This is a genomic window from Pseudomonas sp. LPH60, assembly GCF_030718165.1.
Lineage (GTDB): Bacteria > Pseudomonadota > Gammaproteobacteria > Pseudomonadales > Pseudomonadaceae > Aquipseudomonas > Aquipseudomonas danubii.
In genome coordinates this window covers 177,380-204,131 of sequence record NZ_JAVAJH010000008.1, presented here as the reverse complement: position 1 = coordinate 204,131, position 26,752 = coordinate 177,380, and the positions used below count along the sequence as shown (strand labels likewise).

At 62.1% G+C, this 26,752-nt stretch carries 23 protein-coding genes; 9 read left to right on the top strand and 14 right to left on the bottom strand.

The annotated features are described in order from the left end of the window. Positions 1 to 36 precede the first annotated feature (36 nt). The gene (gene leuS / locus Q8O96_RS26175; RefSeq protein WP_102865357.1) at positions 37 to 2,643 is read right to left on the bottom strand and encodes a leucine--tRNA ligase; all 2,607 of its coding nucleotides are present in this window, start codon (positions 2,641 to 2,643) and stop codon (positions 37 to 39) included. Between the two features lie 260 nt (positions 2,644 to 2,903). On the opposite strand from leuS, the gene Q8O96_RS26170 reads away from it, so the two are divergent. After that, entirely contained in the window at positions 2,904 to 3,224 is a 321-nt protein-coding gene (locus Q8O96_RS26170) for a hypothetical protein (RefSeq protein WP_305949714.1), read from the top strand. A gap of 123 nt (positions 3,225 to 3,347) precedes the next feature. After that, entirely contained in the window at positions 3,348 to 4,109 is a 762-nt protein-coding gene (locus Q8O96_RS26165; RefSeq protein ID WP_102865359.1) for a YdcF family protein, read from the top strand. Between the two features lie 45 nt (positions 4,110 to 4,154). On the opposite strand, the gene lnt is transcribed toward Q8O96_RS26165, so the two are convergent. From lnt to miaB, 5 genes are all read right to left on the bottom strand, one after another. Further along, positions 4,155 to 5,678, bottom strand: coding sequence for an apolipoprotein N-acyltransferase (gene lnt / locus Q8O96_RS26160; RefSeq protein WP_250330540.1), 1,524 nt, complete (start codon positions 5,676 to 5,678; stop codon positions 4,155 to 4,157). Between the two features lie 188 nt (positions 5,679 to 5,866). Next, the gene (locus tag Q8O96_RS26155; protein WP_011063653.1) at positions 5,867 to 6,706 is read right to left on the bottom strand and encodes an HlyC/CorC family transporter; all 840 of its coding nucleotides are present in this window, start codon (positions 6,704 to 6,706) and stop codon (positions 5,867 to 5,869) included. Positions 6,707 to 6,748: 42 nt separating this feature from the next. Next, a complete protein-coding gene (ybeY, locus tag Q8O96_RS26150) occupies positions 6,749 to 7,207 on the bottom strand; it encodes an rRNA maturation RNase YbeY (RefSeq protein WP_102865360.1) in 459 nt (152 codons plus the stop codon). Then, positions 7,200 to 8,219, bottom strand: a complete 1,020-nt coding sequence (locus tag Q8O96_RS26145) for a PhoH family protein (protein WP_102865361.1) — start codon at positions 8,217 to 8,219, stop codon at positions 7,200 to 7,202. Before Q8O96_RS26145 ends, ybeY begins: the two co-directional genes overlap by 8 nt. 199 nt (positions 8,220 to 8,418) lie before the next feature. Then, on the bottom strand, positions 8,419 to 9,747 hold the full coding sequence (gene miaB, locus Q8O96_RS26140; RefSeq protein ID WP_162884095.1) for a tRNA (N6-isopentenyl adenosine(37)-C2)-methylthiotransferase MiaB: 1,329 nt from the start codon (positions 9,745 to 9,747) through the stop codon (positions 8,419 to 8,421). A gap of 134 nt (positions 9,748 to 9,881) precedes the next feature. Between miaB and Q8O96_RS26135 the strand changes: the two genes are divergently transcribed. Next, positions 9,882 to 10,208, top strand: a complete 327-nt coding sequence (locus tag Q8O96_RS26135; RefSeq protein WP_007927079.1) for a DUF1820 family protein — start codon at positions 9,882 to 9,884, stop codon at positions 10,206 to 10,208. 47 nt (positions 10,209 to 10,255) lie between these two features. Here the strand turns inward: Q8O96_RS26135 and Q8O96_RS26130 are convergent, their stop codons facing one another. From Q8O96_RS26130 to Q8O96_RS26115, 4 genes are all read right to left on the bottom strand, one after another. After that, positions 10,256 to 10,810, bottom strand: a complete 555-nt coding sequence (locus tag Q8O96_RS26130) for a tetratricopeptide repeat protein (RefSeq protein ID WP_102865363.1) — start codon at positions 10,808 to 10,810, stop codon at positions 10,256 to 10,258. A gap of 221 nt (positions 10,811 to 11,031) precedes the next feature. Beyond that, a complete protein-coding gene (gene hemL, locus Q8O96_RS26125; protein WP_102865364.1) occupies positions 11,032 to 12,315 on the bottom strand; it encodes a glutamate-1-semialdehyde 2,1-aminomutase in 1,284 nt (427 codons plus the stop codon). Positions 12,316 to 12,333: 18 nt separating this feature from the next. Then, entirely contained in the window at positions 12,334 to 12,957 is a 624-nt protein-coding gene (thiE, locus tag Q8O96_RS26120; protein ID WP_102865365.1) for a thiamine phosphate synthase, read from the bottom strand. A gap of 18 nt (positions 12,958 to 12,975) precedes the next feature. Next, positions 12,976 to 13,773 (bottom strand): hydroxymethylpyrimidine/phosphomethylpyrimidine kinase, encoded by a 798-nt coding sequence (locus Q8O96_RS26115; protein WP_042941299.1) that lies wholly within the window; start codon positions 13,771 to 13,773, stop codon positions 12,976 to 12,978. A 291-nt stretch (positions 13,774 to 14,064) separates the two neighbouring features. Between Q8O96_RS26115 and Q8O96_RS26110 the strand changes: the two genes are divergently transcribed. The 4 genes from Q8O96_RS26110 to Q8O96_RS26095 all read left to right on the top strand — a co-directional run bounded on the left by Q8O96_RS26110 (position 14,065) and on the right by Q8O96_RS26095 (position 20,481). Further along, positions 14,065 to 16,431: a hybrid sensor histidine kinase/response regulator gene (locus Q8O96_RS26110; RefSeq protein ID WP_102865366.1), complete on the top strand. Its 2,367-nt coding sequence runs from the start codon at positions 14,065 to 14,067 to the stop codon at positions 16,429 to 16,431. Between the two features lie 74 nt (positions 16,432 to 16,505). Beyond that, entirely contained in the window at positions 16,506 to 18,158 is a 1,653-nt protein-coding gene (locus tag Q8O96_RS26105; protein ID WP_110596243.1) for an acyl-CoA dehydrogenase family protein, read from the top strand. A 137-nt stretch (positions 18,159 to 18,295) separates the two neighbouring features. Beyond that, positions 18,296 to 19,768: an AMP nucleosidase gene (gene amn, locus Q8O96_RS26100; RefSeq protein WP_162884094.1), complete on the top strand. Its 1,473-nt coding sequence runs from the start codon at positions 18,296 to 18,298 to the stop codon at positions 19,766 to 19,768. Positions 19,769 to 19,914: 146 nt separating this feature from the next. Beyond that, on the top strand, positions 19,915 to 20,481 hold the full coding sequence (locus Q8O96_RS26095) for a pseudouridine synthase (protein WP_305949745.1): 567 nt from the start codon (positions 19,915 to 19,917) through the stop codon (positions 20,479 to 20,481). Here the strand turns inward: Q8O96_RS26095 and Q8O96_RS26090 are convergent. Both Q8O96_RS26090 and Q8O96_RS26085 read right to left on the bottom strand, forming a co-directional pair. Then, on the bottom strand, positions 20,476 to 20,685 hold the full coding sequence (locus tag Q8O96_RS26090; protein WP_003228500.1) for a DUF2788 domain-containing protein: 210 nt from the start codon (positions 20,683 to 20,685) through the stop codon (positions 20,476 to 20,478). The two genes, Q8O96_RS26095 and Q8O96_RS26090, sit on opposite strands and share 6 nt — an antisense overlap. 104 nt (positions 20,686 to 20,789) lie before the next feature. Next, the gene (locus Q8O96_RS26085; protein ID WP_102865370.1) at positions 20,790 to 21,269 is read right to left on the bottom strand and encodes an Lrp/AsnC family transcriptional regulator; all 480 of its coding nucleotides are present in this window, start codon (positions 21,267 to 21,269) and stop codon (positions 20,790 to 20,792) included. Positions 21,270 to 21,682: 413 nt separating this feature from the next. Here Q8O96_RS26085 and Q8O96_RS26080 point away from each other — a divergent pair, with 413 nt between their 5' ends. Continuing rightward, positions 21,683 to 22,762, top strand: a complete 1,080-nt coding sequence (locus Q8O96_RS26080) for a DUF6515 family protein (protein WP_305949713.1) — start codon at positions 21,683 to 21,685, stop codon at positions 22,760 to 22,762. Here Q8O96_RS26080 and Q8O96_RS26075 read toward each other — a convergent pair. Together Q8O96_RS26075 and Q8O96_RS26070 are read right to left on the bottom strand one after the other, a co-directional pair. Next, positions 22,756 to 23,652 (bottom strand): cation diffusion facilitator family transporter, encoded by an 897-nt coding sequence (locus Q8O96_RS26075; protein WP_102865372.1) that lies wholly within the window; start codon positions 23,650 to 23,652, stop codon positions 22,756 to 22,758. The genes Q8O96_RS26080 and Q8O96_RS26075 overlap by 7 nt on opposite strands. Positions 23,653 to 23,679: 27 nt before the next feature. Further along, a complete protein-coding gene (locus Q8O96_RS26070) occupies positions 23,680 to 24,099 on the bottom strand; it encodes a polyribonucleotide nucleotidyltransferase (protein WP_102865373.1) in 420 nt (139 codons plus the stop codon). A 130-nt stretch (positions 24,100 to 24,229) separates the two neighbouring features. Here Q8O96_RS26070 and hrpB point away from each other — a divergent pair, with 130 nt between their 5' ends. Continuing rightward, positions 24,230 to 26,749, top strand: coding sequence for an ATP-dependent helicase HrpB (hrpB, locus tag Q8O96_RS26065; RefSeq protein ID WP_250330507.1), 2,520 nt, complete (start codon positions 24,230 to 24,232; stop codon positions 26,747 to 26,749). Positions 26,750 to 26,752: the final 3 nt, after the last annotated feature.

The following is a 26,752-nucleotide window of genomic DNA, read 5'->3' as shown; positions in this document are numbered from 1 at the left end:
TTCGGCGCCCGGTCCCGGACCGGGCGCCCGATCCAATTAGCTGGCGACGATGTTGACCAGTTTGCCAGGCACCACGATGACCTTGCGGATGGTCAGGCCTTCGGTGAAGCGCAGCACGTTCTCGTTGCTGCGCGCCGCGGCTTCGACTTCTTCACGGCTGGCGCTGGCCGGCATTTCGATCTGGCCGCGCAGCTTGCCGTTGACCTGGATGACCAGTTGCAGGCTGTCCTGAACCAGGGCGCTTTCGTCCAATACCGGCCAGCCGGCGTCGATCACCGGGTCGGCGTGACCCAGGCGATTCCACAGTTCGTGGCTGATGTGCGGGGTGATCGGCGCCAGCAGCAAGGTTACGGTTTCCAGGCCTTCCTGAACCAGTGCGCGATCCTGCTCGGTACCTTGCGGGGCTTTTTCCAACACGTTCATCAGCGTCATCACCTGGGCGATTGCGGTGTTGAACTTGTGGTTCTGGCCCACGTCGTGGCTGGCCTGCTTGATGGCTTGGTGGATCGAGCGGCGAATGGCTTTCTGCTCGTCGTTCAGGCTGGCGATGTCCAGTGTGCCCGGCAGGCCCTGTGTGACATGTGCTTGAGCCAGGCGCCAGACGCGCTTGAGGAAACGGTGCGAGCCTTCAACGCCGGAGTCCGACCATTCGGCACTCATGTCTGGTGGCGAGGCGAACATCATGAACAGGCGGCAGGTGTCTGCGCCGAACTGGTCAATCATCGACTGTGGGTCGACGCCGTTGTTCTTCGACTTGGCCATCTTCTCGGTGCCGCCGATTTCCACCGGCAGGCCGTCCGCGATCAGCTTGGCGCTGATGACCTTGGCCTTGCTGTCGCGTTCGAGTTCGACGTCCGCCGGGTTGAACCAGGTGTAGGCACCGTTGGCTTCACGACGGTAGTAGGTCTCGGCGATCACCATGCCTTGGGTCAGCAGGTTCTTGAATGGCTCGTTGGAGCTCACCAGGCCTTCGTCACGCATCAGCTTGTGGAAGAAGCGCGCGTAGAGCAGGTGCAGGATGGCGTGTTCGATACCGCCGATGTACTGGTCCACCGGCAGCCAATGGTCGGCTGCCGATTTTTCCACCAGGCCGCCTTCATAGTGCGGCGAGGCGTAGCGGGCGTAGTACCACGACGATTCGACGAAGGTGTCCATGGTGTCGGTTTCACGCTTGGCCGGTGCGCCGCATTTCGGGCAACTGCACTCGTAGAACTCAGGCATGCGTGCCAGGGGCGAACCGGCGCCGTCCGGCACCACATCTTCCGGCAACACGACCGGCAATTGGTCTTCCGGCACCGGCACATCGCCGCAGCTGTCGCAGTGGATGATCGGGATCGGGCAGCCCCAGTAACGCTGGCGGCTGATGCCCCAGTCGCGCAGGCGGAACTGGGTACGCGATTGGCCGAGGTTCTTCTTCAGCAGGGCCACTTCGATGGCGTCGAACGCGCCGGGGAAGTCCAGGCCGTTGAATTCGCCGGAGTTGATCAGTTCGCCGTGCTCGCCGTAAGCGTCCTGCCAAGGGGCAGGCGTCTCATCGCCGGCGCTGGTGCGCACCACGGTCTTGATCGGCAGGCCGTACTTGCTGGCGAATTCGAAGTCGCGCTCATCGTGGGCAGGCACTGCCATTACTGCGCCATCGCCATAGTGCATCAGCACGTAGTTGGCGACCCAGACCGGAAGCTTCTCGCCAGTCAGTGGGTGCTCGACGAACAGCGAGGTCGGCAGGCCTTTTTTCTCCTGGGTCGCCATGTCGGCTTCGGCAACGCTGCCGCCTTTGCATTCGGCAATGAACGCCTGCAGCTCAGGGTTGTTGCGGGCGGCCAGGGTGGCCAGCGGGTGTTCGGCCGCGACGGCGACGTAAGTCGCGCCCATCAGGGTGTCGGGACGGGTGGTAAAGACTTTCAGGGTGCCGGTTTCGCCGATCGACGCCTGATCGTAAGGGAACTGCACTTCCATGCCACGGGACTTGCCGATCCAGTTGCGTTGCATGGTCTTGACCTGCTCGGGCCAGCCCGGCAGCTCGTCGAGACTCTCCAGCAGCTCATCCGCGTAGGCGGTGATCTTGAAGTAGTACATCGGGATTTCGCGCTTTTCGATCAGCGCGCCGGAGCGCCAGCCGCGGCCATCGATCACCTGTTCGTTGGCCAGGACGGTCTGGTCGACCGGGTCCCAGTTCACGGTGCCGTTCTTACGGTAGATCACGCCTTTTTCGAACAGGCGGGTGAACAGCCACTGTTCCCAGCGGTAGTAGTCCGGCTTGCAGGTAGTGACCTCACGAGACCAGTCCACCGCCAGGCCCAGGCTGCGCAGTTGGGTCTTCATGTAGGCGATGTTTTCGTAGGTCCACTTGGCCGGTGCGACGTTGTTCTTCATCGCGGCGTTTTCCGCCGGCATGCCGAAGGCGTCCCAACCCATGGGTTGCAGGACGTTTTTGCCTTGCATGCGCTGGTAGCGGGAAATCACGTCGCCGATGGTGTAGTTGCGCACGTGCCCCATGTGTAGCTTGCCGCTGGGGTAAGGGAACATCGATAGGCAGTAGTAAGTTTCCTTGCCTGGCTGTTCTCTGACTTCAAAGGACTTTTGCTCATCCCAAAACGACTGGGCGGCGGCTTCGATTTCACGGGGCTGATAGTGTTCGTGCATGGCTACTTTTGTACTGAATAGGGGTGGCCTAATCCTCTTCAACGCAACCTCGGGTAGTGATGGCGCCAAATACGGCGTTTTTCAGGGCCCGGTGGAGCTGGAAGTGGAGTTACAGGAAGCGCCGTAGCATACATGACCGCACTCTGCCGAGGGAAACCCTGATTGCTCGCGCGGGCCGTTGGTCGCGGCGGCGCGTCGCTTCCAGCTGTCCGACTAAGCTCAAAAAGGGGAGTGATTCTTATCTTCGATGAGGTGAACGGATGCTTGAGTCGCAGCGAAAAGTAACAGAACCGGAGGTGTATGAAAGGCTGCTGAATCGACTGGCTCTGGCCCTGGATGCGGCAAGAACTGCGGATCGACTGCGCAATGAACGGCCGGTCGAGTTGGAGCTGCGGGGGTTGAGCCCTGCTGAGTTCGAGTTGATCAGGGCCTACCTGGCCCGCAGTCAGCATGAAATGCAGGTCAATGTATCGGGCAGTCCGCAACACCAGGAAAGGCCCCGTTCGGCCAAGGTCATTTGGTTGAAGGATCAGGCGCCCTTCAGGGATTCGGTAAGCGTCCGGTCCCAGCAGTTCAAGTAGGTCCCGAGCCCTTCATTGGGTTGAGAGGTCGTTGCCGAGGACCTCGAAAGCGAAAGTGCCTGGCAACGGTTGTTGCCGCATGGGTATCCCCTTTAGGCTTCGAGCATCTTTTGGAGATGCTCGATGCCTTTTCGTTATTTCATCAAACAGTTACTGCTGCCGCCCGGCATTCTCTTGCTGTTGCTTCTACTGGCCTGGAGTCTGCGTCGGTCCAGGCCTCGGCTGGCGCGATGGTGCTTTGTCCTGGGCTTGGGCGGCTTCTGGTTGATGAGCCTGCCGGTAATGGTGGAGTGGGGTGCCCGTGGGCTTGAACGGTTGCCGCCCTTGCCACAGAGCCAATGGGCCAGCCTGGCAGAGCAGGCGGACGCGATCGTGGTCCTGGGTTCCGGCCGTGAGCGGGGTGATCCGGCTTGGGGTTCTGATCAGCCCACGGGTGTGGGGTTGGAGCGCGAGCGTTATGCCGCGCGGCTGGCCAAGGCTTCCGGGCTGCCCCTGTTGACCAGCGGCGGCCTGCATTACGGTACGCCGCCCACCGAAGCTGCGCTGATGGCCGAATCGCTGCTCAATGACTTTGGCGTGAGCGTGCGCTGGCAGGAAGGTCGTAGCCGCACCACCTGGGAAAACGCCCAGTTCAGCGCCGAAGTCTTGCAGCCACTGGGTATCAAGCGCGTGGTGGTCGTGACCCAGGCCTGGCACATGCCCCGTTCGGTCTGGAGTTTTGAGCGCGCAGGGTTTGTTGTGGTGCCAGCACCGGTAGGATTTCTGGGCGTGGACAACGCTCGGCCGTTGGGAGGTTGGATGCCGGAGTTCAAGTCGATCTGGCAGAGCGGCCAGTTGCTGAACGAGGCGGTGGGCCAGTTAGGTTATCGCCTCTTTTATCGCTGATCACAGGGCCGACTCCAGTCGGAGCCGGCTTGCGGGCGAAGCTTTCTAAACGGTCTTGGCGATGCGGCTGGCCAACAAGGCCCAGCCAAACAGCAGGGCGCAGAGCACTGCCAGTGGCCATGAGCGCCACTGCAAGTACGGTGTCAGGTTATGCATGGGCACTACTTCGCCATAGAGAATGCCTCGTTCGAACTGTGGAATCTGCACGGTGATCTTGCCGAACGGATCAATCAGCCCGGTGACTCCGTTGTTGGTGGCGCGGATCATCCAGCGTCCGGCTTCCAGGGCGCGCATCTGCGCCATCTGCAAATGCTGAAGAGGGCCGATGGAGGTGCCGAACCAGGTGTCGTTGCTGATGGTCAGCAGCAGGTCGCTGCGGGCCGAAAGACCGGCGGCGAACTCAGGGTAGACCACTTCGTAACAGATGAACGGCGCAATCTGATACCCCTTGGCTTGCAGTAACGGCTGGTCGGCCGGGCCGCGGGCAAAATCCGACATTGGCAGGTTGAAGAAGTCGATCAGGCCACGCAGCAGCTCCTGCAGGGGCACATACTCGCCAAAGGGCACCAGTTTTTGTTTCAGGTAGGTGCCATCGCCTTCGCCGGTCACGGTGATGCCGTTGAAGTAGCGTTTTTCATGGTGCACCAGTTGGCGCACCGGAACGCCGGTAATCAATGCGGAATGACGCTCGGCGGCAAAGTTGCCCATCATCGTCAGGTAGCCCTCGGCGGACTCCTTGAGCACCGGAACCGCGGTTTCCGGCCAGACCAGCAGGTCAACCCGCTTGCTGCTGAAACTCATGTCGCGGTACAGAGCCAGTTGGGCATTGAGCTCGGCCGGGTCCCATTTCATGCTTTGTTCGATATTGCCCTGAATGGCGGCGACCGAAAGCGGATCACCCGAAGGGCTGGTCCAGGCGTGACCTTTGAGTGCCAGGCCAACTGCCCAGGGCGCAGCCAGCAGCAACAGGCCAGCGGCGATAAACCCCTTGCGTCCGGCCTTGATCAGGCGCGGCAGGTTGTAGAGCAATGCAGCGGTCAACGCCAGGGAGAAGGAAATCAGCCAGATGCCGCCTACAGGCGCGAGTCCGGCCAGGGGACCGTCGAGCTGGCTGTAGCCAGAGTAGAGCCAGGGGAAACCGGTAAGGAACCAGCCGCGAAACGCTTCCTGCCCCAGCCACAGGGCAGCGAAAGCCAGAGCATCCGCCAGCGGTGCTTCGTTGCGCCGCAGCCAGCGGGCCCAGAGCCAGGCGGGCAGGGCAAAGAACCAGGCAATGGCGGCGATGAAGGCCAGCATCAGCACGCTGGCGAGCAAAGCCGATGCGCCGCCGTAGGTGTGGATGCTGACGTAGATCCAGCTGGTACCGGCGCCGAACAGGCCGAAGCCGAAGCACCAGCCCCGGCCGAGGGCCTGGCGGGGCGTGAGCTCCCGCAGACCGGCATAGAACAGTCCTACCGCCAGCAGCGCCAGCGGCCAGATGTCATAGGGCGCCAAGGCCAGGGTGGTAATGGCGCCGGCTGCAACGGCTAGCAGGTTGCCGGGCCAGCCGGGTCGGGTTGAGCGCTGCAAGAGGCGTTTCATCAGCTCTTTCCTGTTTCGCGCCGGGCGGGGCACGAGGAGATGGGGTGGGTGGATTCAGATGAGCAGCGAATCCTGCAGCGCTGTTTGACAGTCCGCCCCCGAGATCTGTCGTCCCCAGGCCAGGTTTGGCCTGGGGACGATGATTCTGTGCGGGGGAGGGCTGATGCCCCTTGTCCTTAGCGGGAGATGGGGGTCAGGCGCAGCAGATGAATCCGCCGGCTGTCGGCGTTGAGCACGCGGAAGCGATAGGCGCCGATTTCAGTGATTTCGTTGCGTTTTGGCAAGTGGCCGAAAGCACTCATCACCAGGCCGCCCACGGTATCGAACTCGTCATCGGAGAAGTCGCTGTCGAAAAACTCGTTGAAGTTCTCGATCGGCGTCAGCGCCTTGATCAGGAAGTCGCCGCTGGGAAGCGGTTTGATGTAGCTGTCTTCCTCGACGTCATGCTCGTCCTCGATGTCGCCGACGATCTGTTCCAGCACGTCTTCGATGGTCACCAGGCCCGCCACGCCGCCGTATTCGTCGATGACGATGGCCATGTGGTTGTGGTTGGCGCGGAACTCGCGCAGCAGCACATTCAGGCGCTTGGACTCGGGGACGAAGGTCGCCGGGCGCAGCAGGTCCTTGATGTTGAAGCTGTCGCCGTTCTCCTTGAGGATCAGCGGCAGCAGGTCCTTGGCCAGCAGGACGCCCATCACGTCGTCATGGCTTTCGCCGATCACCGGGTAGCGCGAGTGCGCCGAATCGATGACTGCAGGCAGGAACTCCCGGGGTGTCTGGGTCGCCTTGATGCTGATCATCTGCGAGCGCGGAACCATGATGTCCCGGACTTGCAGATCAGCTACCTGGATGGCGCCTTCGACGATGGCCAGCGCTTCGCTGTCCAGCAATTTGTTCTGATGGGCTTCGCGCAGCAGCTCCAGCAGCTCCTGGCGGTTTTTCGGCTCATGGGCAAAAGCCTGGGTCAGTTTGCCCAGCCATGACTTTTGCCCGTTGCTCGATCGATCTTCGCTCATAGCGATTGCTCTGAATCCTTGGTTGTTACAGGTGGTTGTTGATCAGCTTTCGTCGTCTGCATACGGGTCGGGGTGACCCAGCTCAGCAAGCAACGTTCGTTCCAGTGCTTCCATTTCTTCGGCTTCGTCATCATCTATATGGTCGTAACCCAACAGATGCAAGCAGCCGTGAATGACCAGATGGGCCCAGTGGGCCTTAAGTTCCTTGCCTTGTTCGGCGGCCTCGCGTTCGACCACCGCAATGCAGATCACCAGGTCCCCCAGCAAGGGGATATCCAGCAGTTCATCCGGCACGTCGGCAGGAAATGACAGCACATTGGTTGCGTAATCTTTGTGACGCCAGGTGTGATTCAGCTCACGGCCTTCGTCTTCGTCCACCAGGCGGATGGTCAGTTCCGAATCGGCGGTGCGCTGGCGCAGAGCCAGTTCGCACCACTGGCGGAACTCTTCATCGCTGGGGGCCGGCTGCTGGCTGGCGCGTTGCAGGTCAAGCTCAAGCATCGCGGCGGTTGCCTCTGTCGGCTGAAGCCTTGGCGGCCTCGTCCTCGGCTCGCAGCTCGAAGCGTTCATAGGCTTCGACAATGCGTTGCACCAGTGGATGGCGCACCACGTCCTTGGGCATGAAGTGAGTGAAGCTGATGCCGGGTACATCCTTGAGCACGTTGATCACTTGGGCCAGGCCCGACTTGGTGCCTTTGGGCAGGTCGACCTGGGTGATGTCGCCGGTGATCACTGCGGTGGAGCCGAAACCGATTCGGGTGAGGAACATTTTCATCTGTTCCACGGTGGTGTTCTGGCTTTCGTCGAGGATGATGAAGCTGTTGTTCAAGGTCCGGCCGCGCATATAGGCCAGAGGCGCGATCTCGATGACCTGGCGCTCGATCAGCTTGGCCACCTGTTCGAAACCGAGCATTTCATACAGCGCGTCATACAGCGGGCGCAGGTACGGGTCGATTTTTTGTGCCAGATCGCCGGGCAGGAAACCGAGCTTCTCGCCCGCTTCCACGGCTGGCCGCACCAACAGGATGCGCCGCACTTGCTCGCGCTCCAGGGCATCTACGGCGCAAGCCACCGCGAGGTAGGTCTTGCCGGTACCGGCCGGGCCAATGCCGAAGTTGATGTCATTGCCGAGGATTTCTTTGACATAGCGCTGCTGATTCAGGCCGCGAGGGCGAATCATGCCTTTCTTGGTGCGCAGGGCTATGGCGGCATCGGCCACCGATGGGTTGTCCAACTCTTCCACGGCGGATTCCTGGAGGAACAGGTGTACCAGGTCCGGCGATAGCTCGGTGCCCTTGGTTTCCCGGTAGAGACGGCGCAGAAGATTTTCCGCGGAGGTGGTGTGCTTGGGTTCGCCAATCAGCTCGAACTGATTGCCGCGGTTGCGGATCTCGATCATCAGGCGCTGTTCGATCAAGCGCAAATGCTCGTCGAATTGCCCGCACAGATTGGCGAAGCGGCGAGCCTCGAAGGGCTCGAGGATGAAACGATGAGGTTCTATGGGTGCGTTCAAGGTCGTTTTTTAGCCGCCCAACGGCAATTAAGATGAATTCAAGGATAACGCCAGCGGCCTGGGTGCGAAAGCTCTTATGCGGTGCAATGGCCGGTGATGCTTTCTTTGTAGGAGTCGGCTTGCCGGCGAAGGTGCTCTTGAAGGTTTCTTCGCCGGTAAGCCCGCTCCTGCACAAGCCCGCTCCTACACGAGTCAGTGCTTACGATAACAGCGAGCCGCGCAGCGAATGGGGCTGCGCCGAATCGATGTGCACGTCGGCGAACTGGCCGATCAGTGTGGGATTGTCGCAACGGAAGTTGACGATCCGGTTGTTCTCGGTACGGCCCTGCAATTCGCCAGGGTCTTTCTTGGAGTAATCGGTGACCAGAATGCGTTGGGTCGAGCCGACCATTTGTCGGCTGATCTCGAATCCTTGCTGGTTCAGGCGATGCTGCAGTGCGTTCAGACGCTCCTTCTTCAGCGCTTCGGGTGTGTCGTCGGCGAGGTCTGCAGCCGGGGTACCTGGGCGCTGGCTGTAGATAAAGGAGTAGGAGAAGTCAAAGCCTACGTCCTCGATCAGCTTCATGGTTTGCTGGAAGTCTTTCTCCGTCTCGCCGGGGAAGCCGACGATAAAGTCCGAGCTGATGCAGATTCCCGGGACTGCCGCCCGTAGCTTGCGCAGCTTGGACTTGTATTCCAAAGCTGTGTGATTGCGTTTCATCGCCGCCAGAATGCGGTCCGAGCCCGATTGCACCGGCAGGTGCAGGTGTTTCACCAGCTCTGGTACTTCGGCATGAGCCTGGATCAGGCTGTCGGAGAACTCCAGGGGGTGCGAGGTGGTGTAGCGAATTCGTTCGATACCATCGACAGCGGCGACTACGCGGATCAACTCGGCCAGGTCCGCCATGCGCCCGTCGTGGGTCTGACCCCGGTAGCCGTTGACGTTCTGGCCCAGCAAGGTGACTTCACGCACACCGTTTTCCGCCAGGTGGATGATCTCGGCGATCACGTCGTCAAATGGCCGGCTGACCTCTTCGCCGCGGGTGTAAGGCACTACGCAGAACGTGCAGTACTTGCTGCAGCCTTCCATCACCGACACATAGGCGCTGGGGCCGTCGATGCGCGGCTCGGGCAGGTGGTCGAACTTTTCGATTTCCGGGAATGAGACATCCACTTGCGGCAGCTTGGTGGCGCGAGCGACGTCGATCATTTCCGGCAGGCGGTGCAGCGTCTGCGGGCCGAAGACCACGTCCACGTAGGGCGCTCGATCACGGATGGCCGCGCCTTCCTGACTGGCCACGCAGCCACCGACGGCGATCACCATGTCCGGGTTGGCCAGCTTCAGCTCGCGCCAGCGCCCCAGTTGCGAGTACACCCGGTCCTGGGCGCGCTCGCGAATGGAGCAGGTGTTGAGCAGGATGACGTCAGCGTCTTCGGCGCGGGCGGTGACTTCCAGGGCCTGATGTTCACCCAGCAGGTCTACCATGCGCGAGCTGTCGTACTCGTTCATCTGGCAACCGTGGGTTTCGATGTAAAGCTTCTTGGCCATGGACCTCGGTCTCACGTGATTCAAAGAACCGCGCATTATAGGGGCCATACCTACAGGTTCCTAGCGTTGTGCATCGGGTAGCTATGCTATAGTTCGCGCCCTATTTTTGTCCCCCGATGTGTTGCCCGCCCACCATGACCAAACGTGAAGCCCCAATCTATAAGGTGATTTTTCTCAACCAGGGCCAGGTGTTCGAAATGTACGCCAAGCAGATCTATCAAAGTGATCTGTGGGGCTTTCTGGAAGTGGAAGAGTTCGTCTTTGGCGAGCGCACGCAAGTGGTCGTCGATCCGAGCGAAGAAAAACTCAAGGCTCAGTTCGAAGGCGTTGTGCGCAGTTTTGTGCCGATGCATTCGATTGTGCGCATCGACGAAGTGGAGCGCCTAGGCACACCAAAGATCAGCGAGGCTCGTGGCGTAAGCAACGTCATGCCGTTTCCCATGCCAATGCCCGAAAAGTAAGCCTGGTTTGCGTAGGCGCCAGTTTGCCGGTGAGTGGCGTAAAGCGGTTACGGCAGGGGCGAGAAAGGCGAACGCCCATCGGCGCTTTGCAGTTCCATCAGGTATTTACGGAAGATCTGCCCCAGCACCTGGGTCGCAACTTCCAGTTCGTCACGCTGCATGTGCTCGGCGACTTCGTCGGCAGTGTCCAGGGCGTCTTCGGCACCATTGACCGCAGCCATCTTCAGCACGATGTAGGCTTGAACGTTGTTGGCCGGCACGCCTTCGCCGTGGAAGAACATGGTGCCGAGCTTGAACTGCGCCTGGGCATGGCCTTGCAACGAGGCCTTTTCGAAATAGCTCAGGGCTTGATTGAGGTCCTGCGGCGCGCCTTTACCCTCGTAGTAGAACTCACCCAACTCGTATTGCGCCTGTGCATCCCCTTCATCGGCGGCTTTCTGGCACGCGGCTAGCGCCTCGGCCTGTTCCTGTGCCTGGGGATCGAGGGTGCAGCGACCCATCGCTGGGATCAACAACGAGTTGCCGCCTGCTTGTGCGTGCGCGAGCAGGGGCTGAAGGAGCAACAGGCAGCCCAATGTCAGGGCGCGGCCGGTGCGGTTCATGGGAATCGACTTACCTCTGAGGGGCGCGCGGACCCGGCGAGGGGGTCCAATAAGCGCGCATTATGAAATAAGCAGGGCCAACCTTACAAAGTCTTTACTCGTTTTTCTGCTGCGTGGCCGCGATATCCGCTGGTTTGCCGCGTATTTCCCCCTTTGCCAAGGGAAAGTTCGAGTAAAGCACGAAGCTGGCATGGTCGGTCACCATGCCAGCCATGTAGCGCTTATTTCAGGGCGGCAAATGCGCGCTCTGCGGCATCCAGGGTCAGTTGCAGCTCAGTCTCGCCGTGGGCGATCGAGGTGAAACCGGCCTCAAAGGCACTTGGCGCCAGGTACACGCCGCCTTCCAGCATCAGGTGGAAGAAGCGCTTGAATAGGTTGGCATCGCTGGCCATCACATCGTCAAAGGTGACGATATCGTCCGCGCCACTGAAGTACAGGCCGAACATGCCGCCCGCCTGAGTGGTGACGAACGGAATGCCTGCGGCATCGGCGCGTTGCTGCAAGCCTTCGAGCAGGCGGCTGGTGTAGTCGCTCAGTTCGGCGTGGAAGCCCGGGCGGCTGATCAGGCGCAGGGTGGTCAGGCCGGCAGCCATGGCCAGCGGGTTACCGGACAGGGTGCCGGCCTGGTAGACCGGACCCAGGGGCGCAATGTGTTCCATGATCTTGCGTTTGCCGCCGAAGCAGCCCACTGGCATGCCGCCGCCGATGATCTTGCCGAAGGTGGACAGGTCTGGAGTCACGCCGTAATGGGCCTGGGCGCCGCCTAAAGCGACACGAAAGCCGGTCATCACTTCGTCGAAGATCAGCACTACGCCGTGTTGGTCGCAAAGAGTGCGCAGCCCCTCGAGGAAGCCCGGTGCCGGCGGCACACAGTTCATGTTGCCGGCCACAGGTTCGACGATGATGCAGGCCACTTCCTGGCCCACTTCCGCCAGCATTTTTTCCACTGCAGCGATGTCGTTGAAGGGCAGGGTCAGCGTGTGTTTGGCGAAAGCTGCAGGTACACCGGCAGAGCTGGGTACGCCTTGAGTCAGGGCGCCGGAACCGGCCTTGACCAGCAGGCTGTCGGAATGCCCGTGGTAGCAGCCTTCGAACTTGATGATGCTGTCGCGGCCGGTAAAGCCACGGGCCAGGCGAATCGCGCTCATGGTGGCTTCAGTGCCGGAGCTGACCATGCGCACCATTTCCATGGAGGGAACGATGGAGCACACCAGATCGGCCATTTCGGTTTCCATGGCAGTCGGGGCGCCGTAGGACAGGCCATGCTCCAGCTGCTTGCGTACCGCGTCCAGCACGTCCGGGTGACTGTGGCCGAGAATCATCGGGCCCCAGGACCCGACATAGTCGACATAGCGCTTGTCGTCTTCGTCAGTGACGTAGGCACCTTCGGCGTGCTTGAAGAACAGCGGGGTGCCGCCCACGCTCTTGAAGGCGCGGACCGGCGAGTTGACGCCACCAGGGATGTGTTTCTGGGCGTCGGCAAACAGGGTTTCGGAACGGGACATGATCGGGCTCTCAAAAAATCAGCTGTTGAATAGGGCGTTGAAGGCGCGGGCGCGACGGGTCACTTCGTCGGCGCTATCGGCGCCGAACAGGCCGTGAACCACCGCCAGCAGGTCGGCGCCGTGGTTCACCAGGGGAGCGGCGTTTTCCAGGGTGATGCCGCCAATCACGCAGATCGGCAGATGCAGGCTGGCCCGGGCCTGATCCAGCAACTCCAGGCTGGCCGTGGGCGCGCCGGGTTTGGTGGTGGAATTGAAAAAGCGGCCGAAGGCGACATAGCTGGCGCCTTCCTTCGCGGCTTGCTCGGCCAGTGGCAATTGGTCGTGGCAGGTCGATCCGATAATGGCCTGGCGCCCCAGCAGGGCGCGGGCCGGCGTCAGGGGACCGTCGCTCTGGCCCAGGTGCACGCCGGCACCGATGCGTGCCGCCAGCTCGGCGTCATCGTTGATGATCAGGCGGGTCTTGTAGCGCTCGCACAGGTTCAGCAGGGTTTCGGCTTCCCGCAGACGGCGGGCCTGGTCATCGCTTTTATCGCGGTACTGCAACAGGGTGACGCCGCCTTCCAGCGCTGCCTCCACGTACTTCAGGAACTTGCCGGCCAACAGCTGGCTGTCGGTGATGGCGTACAGACCACGTAGTTTCATTGAGCGGGCCTCATGACATTACGAGCAGAAATCCAACGGCAAGCGGCGCGGGACAAACTGGCCGCGGCCCAGTTGCTCGGCGTCGCGCAGGGTGCGCCAGGTGTAGTCCAGGGCCGACTTTACGGCGCTGGCCAGATGTTCGCCTTGGGCCAGACGTCCGGCCAGGGCACTGGCCAGGGTGCAGCCGGAGCCGTGGTAGCTGCCTGGCAGACGCTGGCAGGTGTAGGTCTCGCGCAGGCCGTCACGGCTGTACAGGCGATTGTGCACTTCGTGTTCATCGCCATGGCCGCCGGTGATCAGCAGGTGCTTGACGAACGGCAGGAGTTTTTCGGCGCATTGGTCGGCGCTGCCTTCTGGCAGTTCCGCAAGAATTCGGGCTTCGGGAAGGTTGGGAGTGGCAATGGTGGCCAGGGGCAGCAGGCGTTCGCGCATGGCGTAGCCCACTTCATCCTTGCCCAGACGGCCACCGCCGCCGGCGCGCAGCACCGGGTCGCACACCAGGGGCAGGTGTGGGTGTGCCTGGAGCAGTTCGACCACGGTGTCGACCATCTCCAGGGAGCCCAGCATGCCCAGCTTGACCGCGGCGACAGTGGAGTCGTTGAGCACGGCATTGGCCTGGGCCAATACCCACTCGCGATCCAGAACGCGGAAATCGCTGACGTTGACCGTGTCTTGCACGGTCAGGGCGGTGACAGCCGGAGCTGCGTGACAACCCTGAGCCAGCAGGGCTTCGATATCTGCCTGCAAGCCGGCGCCACCACTGGGGTCGTGGCCGGAGAGACAGAGGACAACGGGGCGAGAGCTGTAGATATTCATGGGCGGCGAGCTTACCACCAAACGCTTTTTTTCGCGGCGCCTGGTGCGCAATGGAAGTTGTCGCTTTGCCGTGTTCGATCTTCTTGACCGATGCAACAGCTCTAGCTCGCTGGATTGCGCTGAAAGGCCCGTTCTAGAGCCTTTAGACTAAAATTTTCAATGGTGTTCATTGGCCATCAACGGCTATGCTAGAGTGCATTCAAACCAATAACAGGTCATGCCGGTCTTGCGTCTGCTCAAGGGAAATGGGGGACTTCCTGACACCACCGGACAAGCCACGCTGGGGCTTTAATGCGCTATTTGCTGATGTTGCTGTTGAGCTTGCCGATGCTGGCTGGCGCCGTCGAGTTCGACGAGTTCACTCAACGCTTGCCTTTGGGCCGAGTGATGCAAGTATTCGAAGACGCGGGTGGCGAAGCAACCATTGCCGATGTTAGTTCGGGGCCCTTGGCTGAGCACTTCAAGCCCCACGATAAAGACACCCTCAATGCCGGTTACTCACGTTCGGCCTTCTGGCTGAAGATCGACCTTCAATACCGCCCCGGCAATCCCACGGCACAGCGCAGCTGGTTGCTGGAACTGGCCTATCCGCCCCTGGATCACCTGGATCTGTACGTCCCCGATGAAGCCGGTGGCTTTCGTCTGGCGGAGCGCACCGGCGATGCCTTGCCATTCGACAGCCGACAGATTCGCCAGAACAATTACCTGTTCAACCTGAATTTCTCCCCCCATGAGCACAAGACTGTCTATTTGCGCCTGGCCAGTGAAGGTTCGATCCAGGCGCCGCTGAGCCTCTGGTCCACCACTGCCTACCTTGAGGCGCAGCCAGTGCGGCTCTACGTGCTGGGGCTGATCTACGGGGTGTTGCTGGGCATGCTGGTGTACAACCTGTTCATCTATCTCAGCGTGCGTGACACCAGCTACCTCTACTACATCGTCTACATCGCTTCGTTCGGTCTTTATCAACTGTCGGTCAACGGTGCCGCAGTGGAGTACTTCTGGCCCAACAGTCCGTGGTGGGCCAATGCGGCGACGCCATTCTTCATCGGCGCCGCGGGGCTGTTCGGCAGTCAGTTCGCCCGCAGTTTCCTGCAGACCTCCCGGCACAGTCCCTGGGTTGACCGGGTGCTGCTGGCGCTGATGGCGTTCGGCGCAGTGGTCATGGCCTTGTCACTGATGACCAGCTACGCCCTGGCCTTGCGCCTGGCAACCACCTTGGCGCTGCTGTTTACCGTGGTGATTTATGTGGCGGGGATCGTCGCCTGGTGTCGCGGATTGCGGGTGGCGCGTTATTTCATCATTGCCTGGTCGGCCTTTCTGTTCGGTGGGGTGATCAACACCTTGATGGTGCTGGGTTACCTGCCGAACGTATTCCTGACCATGTACGCCAGCCAGATCGGCTCGGCGATCGAGGTGGCGCTGCTATCCCTGGCCCTGGCCGACCGGATCAACTCGATGCGTGAGCAACAAGCCCAGACGCTGCTTGAGGCCGGGCAGAAGCTTGAAGTGCTGAACCAGCAACTGGCTCACAGTAACCGTCTCAAGGATGAGTTCCTGGCTACCCTGACCCACGAGTTGCGTACGCCGATGAACGGTGTCATCGGCTCGCTTGAGCTGATGCAGACCCTGGAACTGGACCCGGAGATGGAGCAGTACCAGCAGACCGCCGCCGGCTCGGCACGGGACATGATGCGCATGGTCAACGGCATCCTCACGTTGACCGAACTGCAAGCCGGCAAGCTCAGCGCCCAGCGCCAGCCGTTCAGCCTGCGTTCGATGCTCAGCGCACTGCAAACCCAGTTTGGCGCCAGCGCGGCGGCCAAGTCCCTGTCCTTTCAGGTCGACCTCAGTGCCGGGCTGCCCGACCGCTTGCAGGGAGATCGCTGCAAGCTCAGCCATTGCCTGGAGTGCCTGCTGGAGAATGCCGTCAAGTTCACCCATTCCGGTGGCGTGGTGTTGCGGGTGGTCACCCGGTCTGTTTCGGCCGAGCGAGTGAGCCTGAGCTTTGAGGTGATCGACAGCGGGATAGGTTTTGTCAATCTGGACGAGGCGACGCTGTACCAGCGTTTCTTCCAGCTCGACGGTTCCATGACGCGTGAATACGGCGGATTGGGCATCGGCCTGGCGATCTGCCGGCAATTGGTGGACTTGCTGGGCGGGCAATTGACCCATGAGTCCACGCCTGGACAGGGCAGTTGTTTCCGCTTGCTGGTGGAGTTCGATGTCCAGGAACCCACTCCTCGGGCGCCGACAGCCCTTCATCGGCGTGCGCCCCAGGACTGTACCGTGCTGCTGATGGACGATAACGACGTCGATCAACTGGTGGTGCGGGGCATGTTGCTCAAGCTGGGGTACCGAGTACGCACCGTCGGCAGTCCCACCGATGCGCTGCAACTGCTGGGGCGTGAACTTGTCAGCGCGGTGCTGATCGATGGCCAGATCACAGCAGCGCAACTGGGGGCATTTCGTCTTCAGGCCCAGGCAATGCCCGGATACGCCCACCTGCCCATCTTGCTGGCCTGCGCTCCTGGTACTGAAGGTTGTGCAGCGACAGCAGGAGCCGACTGCCTGGGCAAACCGGTGAAATTCGAGGCACTGCAAGCGGTGCTGTTGAAGCGGGTACTTTGTGTTGAACAAGGCGAAAGTGCCGATATTTAGGCTGATATGCCACTTTGTTCGGGGTAGAGCGGGTGCTTAACTGGGGTCTTGGCACACCCTGAAGGAGTCCCGCAATGAACCTCCACCAGTTCGCTGAAACTCACGAAGTCACCAACCAGCCGCCCGCCCTGGACGGCGCCAACCTCTATCGGATCGACCTGCCGTTACAGCAGTGGATGCGGCGCTTCGATGCCGGCTGGGCCGAATCCCGGGTCGATGCCTATGGCGCCCTGGCGGGTGGTCCGCTGATGGAGGCGGGGTTCCTGGCCAATCAGAACAAACCGGTGTTTTCCAGTCACGACCGCTTTGGTCACCGGATCGACCTGGTGGAGTTTCATCCGGCGTATCACCAGTTGATGCAGGCGGCCATCGAGGGCGGGCTGACCTCACTGCCCTGGACCGACCCACAAGCGGGGGCTCATGTAGCCCGCGCCGCCATGACCTATTTGCACAGTCAGGCCGAGGCGGGCAGCGGTTGCCCGTTGACCATGACGTTTGCCTGCGTGCCGGCGCTGAAACTGCAGCCGGACATCGCCGAGCAGTGGTTGCCGAAGATCCTCGCCACTCAATACGACCCGCGTAATGTTGGCATGCAGCACAAGACCGGGCTGACGATTGGCATGGCCATGACCGAGAAGCAGGGCGGGACCGACGTTCGTGCCAATACCACCCGAGCCTATCCGGTGGGAGCCCCGGGACCGGGGCAGGCTTATGAGCTGGTGGGGCACAAGTGGTTCTGCTCGGCGCCGATGTGCGATGCCTTCCTGACCCTGGCCCAGACCGACAAGGGCCTGACTTGTTTCCTTCTGCCCCGTCATCGTCCGGATGACAGCCGCAACCAGTTCTATATCCAGCGCTTGAAGAACAAGCTGGGCAACCTCTCCAATGCTTCCAGCGAAGTGGAGTTCCGTGGCGCTCTGGCCTGGATGATCGGTGACGAGGGGCGCGGCGTACCCACCATTATCGAAATGGTCGCCATGACTCGCTTTGACTGCATGGTCGGCTCCAGCTCGCTGATGCGCCAGGCCTTGACTCAGGCCAGCCATCATTGTGCCCATCGCCGCGTCGGCGGGCGGGTGCTCAGTGAGCAACCGCTGATGCAGAACGTGCTGGCCGACCTGGCCTTGGAAAGCGAAGCGGCCCTGGCCTTGAGCATGCGCATGGGACGAGCCCTGGATCATCAGGACGATGCCCAGGAAGCGAAGTTCTCTCGGCTAGTGACGGCAGTGGGCAAGTATTGGATCTGCAAGCGCGCCCCGGCCATGATCAACGAGGCCGCCGAATGCATGGGAGGCGCCGGATATGTCGAAGACAGCATCCTGCCGCGGCTGTACCGCGAGGCGCCGGTGAACTCCACCTGGGAAGGCTCAGGCAACGTGCAATGCCTGGACGTGCTGCGGGCCTTGTCGAAAGAGCCCGGGGTACTCGATGTATTGTTTGCCGAGCTGGGGGACGGGCATGGCGAGCAGCGTCTGGCGGCGCATATTGCGGCGCTCAAGGACAGCTTCAGGGACACCGGCGACATCCAGTACCGCGCCCGCCAACTGACCGAGGACATTGCCTTGGGCCTGCAGGCCAAGCTCCTGCTTGAGGCTGGTAACGAGGTGGTCAGCGACGCCTTTATCGCCAGTCGTCTTGGAGGGCAGAGCGGTCGGGTCTACGGTACCTTGCCCCGCGGGCTGGACGTAGCCGCCATTGTTGCCCGCTCCACGCCTCAAGGCTTCTGACCTTTCGTAGCAGCCGGCTTGTCGGCGAAGAGGCGTTGTCGCCATGGCCAGCGCCGACACGCCGGCTCCTGTAACTCCGCTGTTCCCGTGGGGCGGTGTTGCAGGCAAGATGAACGCCTGCAAGATCAGAACACAGGATGCTTACCGTGACCGAAGCTTTTATTGTCGTTCAAACCGCCGAGCAAGCCGTGGATCGGCTTGCTGCTTTGCATGAGCGGGCCACCACGGCCCTGAGCCAGGCGCTCAAGCGTTACCTCAAGGACCGGGTCGAGCCGGATGCCGAGCAAAGAGCGCTGTTTCGCTATCCCGAATTGCGCCTGACCTACCACTGCCATGGCGAAGTTCCGCAGACCACCCGGGCTTATGCCAAGGTGCAACTGCCGGGCACCTACAGCGTCACCGTCACTCATCCCGCGGCCTTTCGCAATTATCTGCTCGAGCAACTGGTGCCTTTGATGCATGACTTCACCGTCACGGTGGAAGTGGGTGTCAGCGAGCAGAACATTCCTTATCCCTACGTGGTGGAACAGGGCGACGAACTGGCCGGTTCCGGCGTAACCGCGGCGGCCCTGGCCCGGGTATTCCCCAGCACCGACCTGTCGGCTGCCACCGACGGTATCGCCGACGGTCTCTACGACTGGGAAAACACTCACCCGCTGCCTTTGGCGCTGTTTGATGCGGCGCGGGTCGATTTCTCTTTGCGGCGCCTGGTGCATTACACCGGCAGCGACTGGCGTCATGTGCAGCCGTGGATCCTGCTAACCAACTATCACCGTTACGTCGACCAGTTCATCGTCCATGGCCTGGAGCAACTGCGCAGTGATCCGCGTTTTGTGCGCATGGTCCTGCCGGGCAACGTGATCATTGAAAAGAGCATGGATCATGGCGAGGCTTCGGCAATCGCCGCTGGTGTTGTCTGGCATCGCTACCAGATGCCGGCCTATCACCTGCAGGCCAGCGATGGCCACGGTGTGACCCTGGTGAATATCGGCGTCGGCCCCTCCAATGCCAAGAACATCACTGACCACTTGGCGGTGCTGCGCCCTCATTGCTGGTTGATGATTGGCCACTGCGGTGGACTGCGGCAGTCCCAGACCATCGGCGATTACGTCCTGGCTCACGCCTACATGCGGCGTGACGGCATTCTTGATCGCGTGGTGCCGCCGAACATTCCGATTCCTGCCTTGGCCGAGGTCCAGCTGGCGTTGCAGCAAGCGGCGGCCAATGTCACCGGGGAGAAGGGCGAGCAACTGAAGAAGCGCCTGCGCACCGGTACCGTCCTGACTTACGACGACCGCAACTGGGAGCTGCGCTGGGCCGAGGAACGTCCGTTCATCAACCTGTCCCGGGCCGTGGCGGTGGATATGGAAAGCGGCACTATCGCGGCCCAGGGCTATCGCCTGCGGGTGCCTTACGGCACTTTGCTGTGTGTCTCGGACAAACCCCTGCACAGTGAGATCAAGTTGCCGGGGGCGGCCAATGCCTTCTACGAGCGGGCGGTCAGCCAGCATTTGAAGATCGGTATCGAAGCCGTGGACCTGATGCGCAGTGAGCTCAACTCCCTGCACTCGCGCAAACTGCGCAGCTTCGACGAGCCGCCTTTCCGCTAAGCGTTTAATCCATGGTCATTTGGCGATCAGGCCACTAGCATTGTCGGTCCTGATCGCTGAATGTTCCTGATCCCATGTCCCGTCCGTCCCGTCCTGCTTCCCGTCGCCCTGGCGCGAAGCCGTTTTCCGTTTCTCCCTCCAAGCGCGTGGCCAAGGCGCCACCGGCCGAGCCGAAGCTGATCCTGTTCAACAAGCCTTTCGACGTGCTGACCCAGTTCAGCGATGGTGAGGGACGGGCGACGCTCAAGGATTTCATCGCCATTCCCGGGGTCTACCCGGCCGGGCGCCTGGACCGCGACAGCGAAGGGTTGCTGCTGTTGACCAATGACGGGCAGTTGCAGGCGCGGGTCGCCGATCCCAAGCACAAGTTGGCCAAGACCTATTGGGTACAGGTCGAAGGCGAACCCAGCGCTGAGCAGTTACAGCGCTTGCGTGACGGCGTGGAGTTGAACGACGGCATGACCTTGCCGGCTGAGGCGCGACGGCTGGAAGAGCCAGAGCTGTGGCCGCGCAATCCGCCAGTGCGCTTTCGCAAGAGCGTGCCTACTCATTGGCTGGAATTGGTGATTCGTGAGGGGCGCAATCGCCAGGTGCGGCGCATGACCGCCGCCGTCGGCTTGCCGACCTTGCGGCTGGTGCGGGTCAGGATTGGCGACTGGACCCTGGATGGCCTGGATCAGGGCCAGTGGAAGGAAGTGCCGGCGCGCTTATAGAGCGCCGGATTCGATCAGGCCGATCACCACGCTCTTGATGATGAAGGCGGCCACGCCCAGGCCCAGTACGAAGAACAGGATAAAGGAGCCGAAGCGTCCGGCCTTGGACTTCTTGGCCAGGTCCCAGACGATGAAACCCATGAATATGATCAGGATGCTGACCAGACCGGTCATCATCCACTCTTCGAATACTGCTGGGTCCATCGATCATCTCCATTGCAGGCAGGTCAAAAAACGCCGGGCGAGTATACGCCATGGGACACTTGCCGAGCATTGATCTGCCTGCGTTACGTCGCCACAGCCGCTATTCAGCTGCGCAGGTGGGTCAGGGGCAGTTCGGTGCTGTTGAGCACCTGATTGAGCACGAAACTGGAGCGCACACTGGTCACGCCGTCGATACGGGTCAGGTGGCCGAGCAGCAACTTCTGATAGTGATCCATGTCCGGCACCACCACCTTGAGCTGGTAGTCGGCGTCCACACCGGTCACCAGGCTGCATTCCAGTACCTGGGGCAGGCTGCGGATGGCCGCTTCGAAGTTCTCGAAGCGTTCCGGCGTGTGCCGGTCCATGCCGATCAATACGTAGGCGGTCAGGCTCAGGCCGAGCATCTTGCGGTCCAGCAGGGCGACCTGGCGGGAAATATAACCGTCGTCTTCCAGCTGCTTGACCCGGCGCGAGCAGGGCGAGGGCGACAGACCGATGCGCTCGGCCAGTTCCTGGTTGGAGATGCGGGCATCGCGTTGCAATTCCGCCAAAATACTCAGGTCATAGCGGTCGAGTTTGCTCATCAATCAGGCCTTTGTCATAAGTATTGCGTTGAATTATCTATCTTGAGTTAAAAATTGCGCAAGAGGTGTTTTTGCAAGCAATCTTCGCAATCCGCTGTCGCCGGCCCAGGCCTATTCTTATCACCAGAATCACTGCCCGGACATAGAGTCCACTGCGGCCCGCCGAATCAGGCCTGCCGCGGCCGCCAACCCCACAGGGTTGATCCGGCCCCCGGGCTACACCCTGTCCAGAAGACGGAGTGAGGTGAGCCGGCGCCACAAGCGTCGAGCACGGACAAAATCTCAAGGGGTGGCCGACGGGCCGCCCTTTTTTATTGCCTGCGAAATAAGTCTCGTGACTGATAATCTGCTGCAGAACCGCCCCAGGCTTTTTCAGTCTTAGGTACAGGCCCCAATCCGCAGTGAGGAATAGCATGAAGTCGCGCATCTGGCGTTTGGCAGGTGTTGGTGTGTTGTGCGTGAGCGTCAGCGCGCAAGTGCTCGCCGATGAGCGGGACGAGAGACTGCAGGGAGCACCTTCCGGCGGGCAGCGTGAGCATGCCCCCGAAGGGCGTGGCGAGGGCCATCAGGGCGGTCCGGCGAACTCGCCTGAACGTGCGCAACCTGCCCCGCAGCAACCGCGTCCGCAGAATGAGATCATTCGTGGCGATAACAGCCGGCAGTTCGAACACAACGGCCAGAATCCGGGTGGGCAGTGGCAGAACCGTCCCCAGCATGATCCCAATCAGCAGGGGCGACCGGCTCCTCAGCAGCCGCAGCCGGCGCCAGGGCTGCCCATCCAGAGCCGTCCCGATACCGTGCGCCAGACCCAGGAACCCCTGCGCGGCTACTACCAGGACATTCCCCGGCGCAATGACTACAACCCGCATTGGCAGGCCGGTGGTCCAGGCTCGCGTCCCGACCATGGTCGCCCCAACGACTATCGCTGGCCGGGCCGTCCCGACGGGCATGGCAACGGCTGGGGGCCAGGTCCGCAGTATCGCCCGGGTTACGTGATTGACCGTTTCCCCGAGCGCAATTACCGGGTGCCTTACCGTGGCCAGGATTACTTTTTCTCGGGGGGCTATTGGTATCGTCCACAAGGTCCACGGTATGTGGTGGTGCGCCCGCCTTATGGGATTCGAGTGGCCTACCTGCCTGACTACGCGCGGGAAGTGTGGATCGGCAGCGCGCTGTTTTTCCTCGCTGCCGGGGCTTATTACACCTATGAAGCCAACACCCAGCAGTATGTTGTGGTCGAACCGCCCGTGGGTGTGCCGCCGCCGGACCAGCAGCCGACTGGCAATGGCTATGATGTGCTGGCGTACCCGGTCAACGGCCAGTCGCCACAGCAGATCGATCAGGATCGCTACGACTGCTATCGCTGGGCGGTGCAGCAGAGTGGCTTCGATCCGGCCAGCGCAACCTATCAGCCGGCCCCGCAAGTGGTGCAGGCCTACCGTCAGGCCCAGGGCAACTGCCTGAGCTCGCGGGGCTACCAGGTCACTTACTGAGCCCTGGCGGTGTCGACCACTTCCTGCGGATCGGCGTGTACCAGCACCTCGGCCCGTGGATAGGCCTGGTGGATCGCGTCGGCGGCCTGATCGCTGATGGCGTGGGCCACCGACAGGCTCAGGTCGCCGGGCAGTTCCAGATGCAGTTGGACGAACCAGTGGCTGCCGGAAATCCGCGTGCGCAAGTCATGGGCGCCCAGCACGCCGGGCACACTGCAGGCCAGTTCCAGCATGTGTTGGCTGACATCGGCGGGCAGTTCCTCGTCCATCAGCACCGAGAAACTTTCCCGGGCGATCTGGATCGCGCTCCAGAGAATGTAGACGGCGATCCCCAGGCCGAACCAGGCATCCACCTGATGCCAGCCGAAGGCCGCCAGTACCAGGGCCAGGAGGATGCTGCCATTGAGCAGCAGGTCGGAGCGGTAGTGCAGGGAGTCGGCCCGTACCGCGTTGGAGCCGGTTTCGCGGATCACCCGATGCTGCAGGATCAATAGCGCCATGGTCAGCACCAACGACAGCCCGATCACCCCGATGCTCAGCCAGGGTGCGCCTACCGGTTCCGGGTGCTGCAGGCGTTCGAACGCCTGAAAGGCAATCAGCACCGCACTGCCGGCGATGAACAGCGCCTGGGCCATGCCCGCCAGGGACTCCGCCTTGCCGTGGCCGTAGCGGTGATCATCATCGGCCGGGCGCAGGGCGTAATGCACCGCCAACAGATTGAGCAGCGAGGTGAAGCCGTCGAGCACCGAGTCGGTCAGCCCCGCCAGCATGCTCACCGAGCCACTGAGCCACCAGGCGATGGCCTTGGTCACAATCAGGATGCCTGCCACCGTAACCGAGGCGCGGGTGGCCAGGCGCAGGAGGCGAGCGTGTTCCGGGTTGCCAATCATCGGCGGCGGGTTCCTTGAAGGTTGGAGTCAGGCTGCAGGCTGCAGGCCGTACAAGGCCAATTGCTGCACGCTGCCCTTGTGCTGGATCAGGCGCGGATCATCCAGAGGGAAGCTGCCCCCCAGTTCGCTTTCCAGAATGGCCTGCAGTTTGCGGTTGTCGACTTTACCGTCGGCGCCAATGGCTTGCTGGAGTTTTTCCGGCGCGATTTGCGCGGTCTTGCCCGGCTCCAGGTAGATCGCCCCGGTGGCGAAGTCGACGCCAAAGGCGATCAGCCCCGGAATGACATAGAACAGCAGGCCCACGGCATCGAGCACCACCACCACTGGATCGATCTTGCCGTCGATCTGGCCGCGGCGGTCGGGAAAGAAGATCGAGCCACAGGCCGTGAGTTGGGTCAGCAGAGTGGTCACCAGAACGCCGCCAATGACACGGTGGGGAATACGCATGGATATCTCCTGGTAAATATGCAGACAAAGCGAAATGGAGCGGGGCATTGAGTCTTGTCGATCAGCACTCAGACCATGATTAACCCCAGGCAGTTCGCCGTTATACTCGCGCCTCTGTTTTGGAGCCAGCATGAATTCTTTGCCAATTGATGAAGTTTTGCCTGCATTGCGCGAGGCCCTGGCGGCGCGCCATGAAGCGGTGCTCGAAGCCCCGCCCGGTGCCGGCAAGACCACCCGTGTGCCCCTGGCGCTTCTGGATCAGGACTGGCTGGCCGGACAGACCATCCTCATGCTCGAACCCCGGCGCCTGGCGGCCCGGGCTGCGGCGGAGCGCCTGGCCAGCGAACTGGGGGAGAAAGTCGGTGAAACCGTGGGCTACCGCATCCGCCTGGAGAGCAAGGTCGGCCCGCGGACCCGTATCGAAGTGGTCACCGAAGGCATCCTCACCCGACGCCTGCAGGACGACCCGGCCCTGGAAGGGGTTGGCCTGCTGATCTTCGATGAGTTTCACGAGCGCAGCCTGGATGCCGACCTGGCCCTGGCCTTGAGCCTCAATGGCCGGGAGCTGTTTCGTGACGAGCAGCCCCTGAAGATTCTGTTGATGTCGGCGACCCTGGAGGGCGAACGTCTTTCCACGCTGCTGGGCGATGCGCCGATCCTGCGCAGTGAGGGGCGCATGTTCCCGGTGACCCAGCGCTGGGGGCGGCCGTTCCAGCCCGGCGAGTTCATCGAACCGCGGGTGGTGCAGACCGTGCTTGAAGCCATCAACGATGAAAGCGGCAGCCTGCTGGTGTTTCTCCCAGGCCAGGCCGAGATTCGTCGAGTGCATCAGCAGTTGGCCGAGTCCTTGGGACAGCGCAGTGAGATTCTGCTCTGTCCACTGCATGGCGAGCTGGACCTGGCCGCCCAGCGCGCGGCCATCGATCCGGCCCCGGCGGGGCGGCGTAAAGTGGTATTGGCCACCAATATCGCCGAAACCAGCCTGACCATTAACGGCGTGCGGGTGGTGGTGGACGCCGGGCTGGCCCGAGTGCCGCGCTTCGATCCCGGCAGCGGCATGACCCGCCTCGACACCCAGCGTATCTCCCGGGCCAGCGCCACCCAGCGCGCCGGCCGGGCCGGGCGCCTGGAGCCTGGCGTGTGCTATCGCTTGTGGTCGGCGGATCAGCAGGAACAACTGGCGGCCTATGCCGGCGCGGAGATCCTTCAGGCCGACCTGGCCGGTCTGGCCCTGCAACTGGCGCGCTGGGGCGTGACCCCGAATCAGCTGGCCTGGCTGGACCCGCCTCCCAGCGCCGCTTATGCACAGGCCCAGGACCTGTTGCAGCGCCTGGGAGCGCTCAACGATGACGGCACACTGACCCGCCACGGTCAGGCCATGGCCGAGTTGCCGGCCCATCCGCGCATTGCCCACTTGCTGTTGCGCGGCCAGTCCCTGGGGCTGGCGCAGATGGCCTGCGAGGTCGCGGCCCTGCTGGGGGAACGGGACATTTTGCGCGGGGCCGGCGCCGACCTGCACAGTCGCCTGGTGCTGCTTTCCGGGGAAGAGCGCGCGGCCCGTGGTGCCCAGGGTGGTGTCCAGCGTGCGCGGCAACTGGCGCGGCAGTACCGTGGCTACCTGCGAGGGCAGCCCGAGGCAGCGGTCGCCGATCCCGAGCATCCGCGCTGGCTTGGTGCCTTGCTGGCCCTGGCCTACCCCGATCGGGTGGCCCAGCAGCGCCGTCCCGGTGGTGCCGAGTATCGACTGGCCAACGGCCGTGCGGCGCTGTTCAGCGAAACCGACAACCTGATGAAGCAGCCCTGGCTGGTGATCGCCGACCTGGGCAGCCGCCAGGGCCAGCGTGAGGAGCGCATCTACCTGGCAGCGGATTTTGATCCGACCCTGTTCGATACGGTGCTGGCAGAGCAGGTGCGCAACGTCGACCAGCTGGATTGGGACGAGCGCGAAGGCGTGCTGCGGGCCGAGCGTCAACGCAAGGTTGGTGAGCTGGTACTCAGCCGTGAACCGCTCACCGGCCTGGACGAGTCAGCCCGTAGCCAGGCCCTGGTCAATCTGGTGCGGCGCAAGGGCCTGGAGCTGCTGCCCTGGACCCCGGAGCTGCGCCAGTGGCAGGCTCGGGTGACCTTGCTGCGGCAGCTGGATCTGGCGGACAAGGGCGAGAGCCAATGGCCGGATGTCAGTGATGGCGCCTTGCTCGCAGGGCTGGAGCAGTGGCTACAGCCCTACCTGGGCAAGGTGTCGCGACTGAGTCACTTTGCCAACCTGGAGCTGGCCAGCATTGTCCACAACCTGTTGCCCTGGCCGCTGCCCCAGCGCCTGGACGAGCTGGCTCCGCATCATCTGACGGTACCTTCGGGTTCCTCGATCCGTCTGGACTACAGTGAGCAGCCGCCGATTCTGGCGGTGCGCCTGCAGGAGCTGTTTGGGCTGTCGGACACGCCGCGGATTGCCGGTGGCCGCCAAGTGGTCAAGTTGCACCTGCTGTCGCCGGCGCGGCGTCCGGTGCAGGTCACCCAGGATCTGGCGAACTTCTGGCGCAGCACTTACGCCGAGGTGAAGAAGGATCTCAAGGGCCGTTATCCCAAGCATTACTGGCCGGACGATCCGCTGATTGCCGAGGCTACGGCGCGGATCAAACCCCGCAAGTGAAGC

Coding starts and splice junctions, on each gene's coding strand:
- leuS (WP_102865357.1), bottom strand. CDS start 2,643: ATGCACGAACACTATCAGCCCCGTGAAATCGAAGCCGCCGCCCAGTCG.
- Q8O96_RS26170 (WP_305949714.1), top strand. CDS start 2,904: ATGCTTGAGTCGCAGCGAAAAGTAACAGAACCGGAGGTGTATGAAAGG.
- Q8O96_RS26165 (WP_102865359.1), top strand. CDS start 3,348: ATGCCTTTTCGTTATTTCATCAAACAGTTACTGCTGCCGCCCGGCATT.
- Q8O96_RS26155 (WP_011063653.1), bottom strand. CDS start 6,706: ATGAGCGAAGATCGATCGAGCAACGGGCAAAAGTCATGGCTGGGCAAA.
- ybeY (WP_102865360.1), bottom strand. CDS start 7,207: ATGCTTGAGCTTGACCTGCAACGCGCCAGCCAGCAGCCGGCCCCCAGC.
- miaB (WP_162884095.1), bottom strand. CDS start 9,747: ATGGCCAAGAAGCTTTACATCGAAACCCACGGTTGCCAGATGAACGAG.
- Q8O96_RS26135 (WP_007927079.1), top strand. CDS start 9,882: ATGACCAAACGTGAAGCCCCAATCTATAAGGTGATTTTTCTCAACCAG.
- Q8O96_RS26130 (WP_102865363.1), bottom strand. CDS start 10,810: ATGAACCGCACCGGCCGCGCCCTGACATTGGGCTGCCTGTTGCTCCTT.
- hemL (WP_102865364.1), bottom strand. CDS start 12,315: ATGTCCCGTTCCGAAACCCTGTTTGCCGACGCCCAGAAACACATCCCT.
- thiE (WP_102865365.1), bottom strand. CDS start 12,957: ATGAAACTACGTGGTCTGTACGCCATCACCGACAGCCAGCTGTTGGCC.
- Q8O96_RS26115 (WP_042941299.1), bottom strand. CDS start 13,773: ATGAATATCTACAGCTCTCGCCCCGTTGTCCTCTGTCTCTCCGGCCAC.
- Q8O96_RS26110 (WP_102865366.1), top strand. CDS start 14,065: ATGCGCTATTTGCTGATGTTGCTGTTGAGCTTGCCGATGCTGGCTGGC.
- Q8O96_RS26105 (WP_110596243.1), top strand. CDS start 16,506: ATGAACCTCCACCAGTTCGCTGAAACTCACGAAGTCACCAACCAGCCG.
- amn (WP_162884094.1), top strand. CDS start 18,296: ATGCTTACCGTGACCGAAGCTTTTATTGTCGTTCAAACCGCCGAGCAA.
- Q8O96_RS26090 (WP_003228500.1), bottom strand. CDS start 20,685: ATGGACCCAGCAGTATTCGAAGAGTGGATGATGACCGGTCTGGTCAGC.
- Q8O96_RS26085 (WP_102865370.1), bottom strand. CDS start 21,269: ATGAGCAAACTCGACCGCTATGACCTGAGTATTTTGGCGGAATTGCAA.
- Q8O96_RS26080 (WP_305949713.1), top strand. CDS start 21,683: ATGAAGTCGCGCATCTGGCGTTTGGCAGGTGTTGGTGTGTTGTGCGTG.
- Q8O96_RS26075 (WP_102865372.1), bottom strand. CDS start 23,652: ATGATTGGCAACCCGGAACACGCTCGCCTCCTGCGCCTGGCCACCCGC.
- Q8O96_RS26070 (WP_102865373.1), bottom strand. CDS start 24,099: ATGCGTATTCCCCACCGTGTCATTGGCGGCGTTCTGGTGACCACTCTG.
- hrpB (WP_250330507.1), top strand. CDS start 24,230: ATGAATTCTTTGCCAATTGATGAAGTTTTGCCTGCATTGCGCGAGGCC.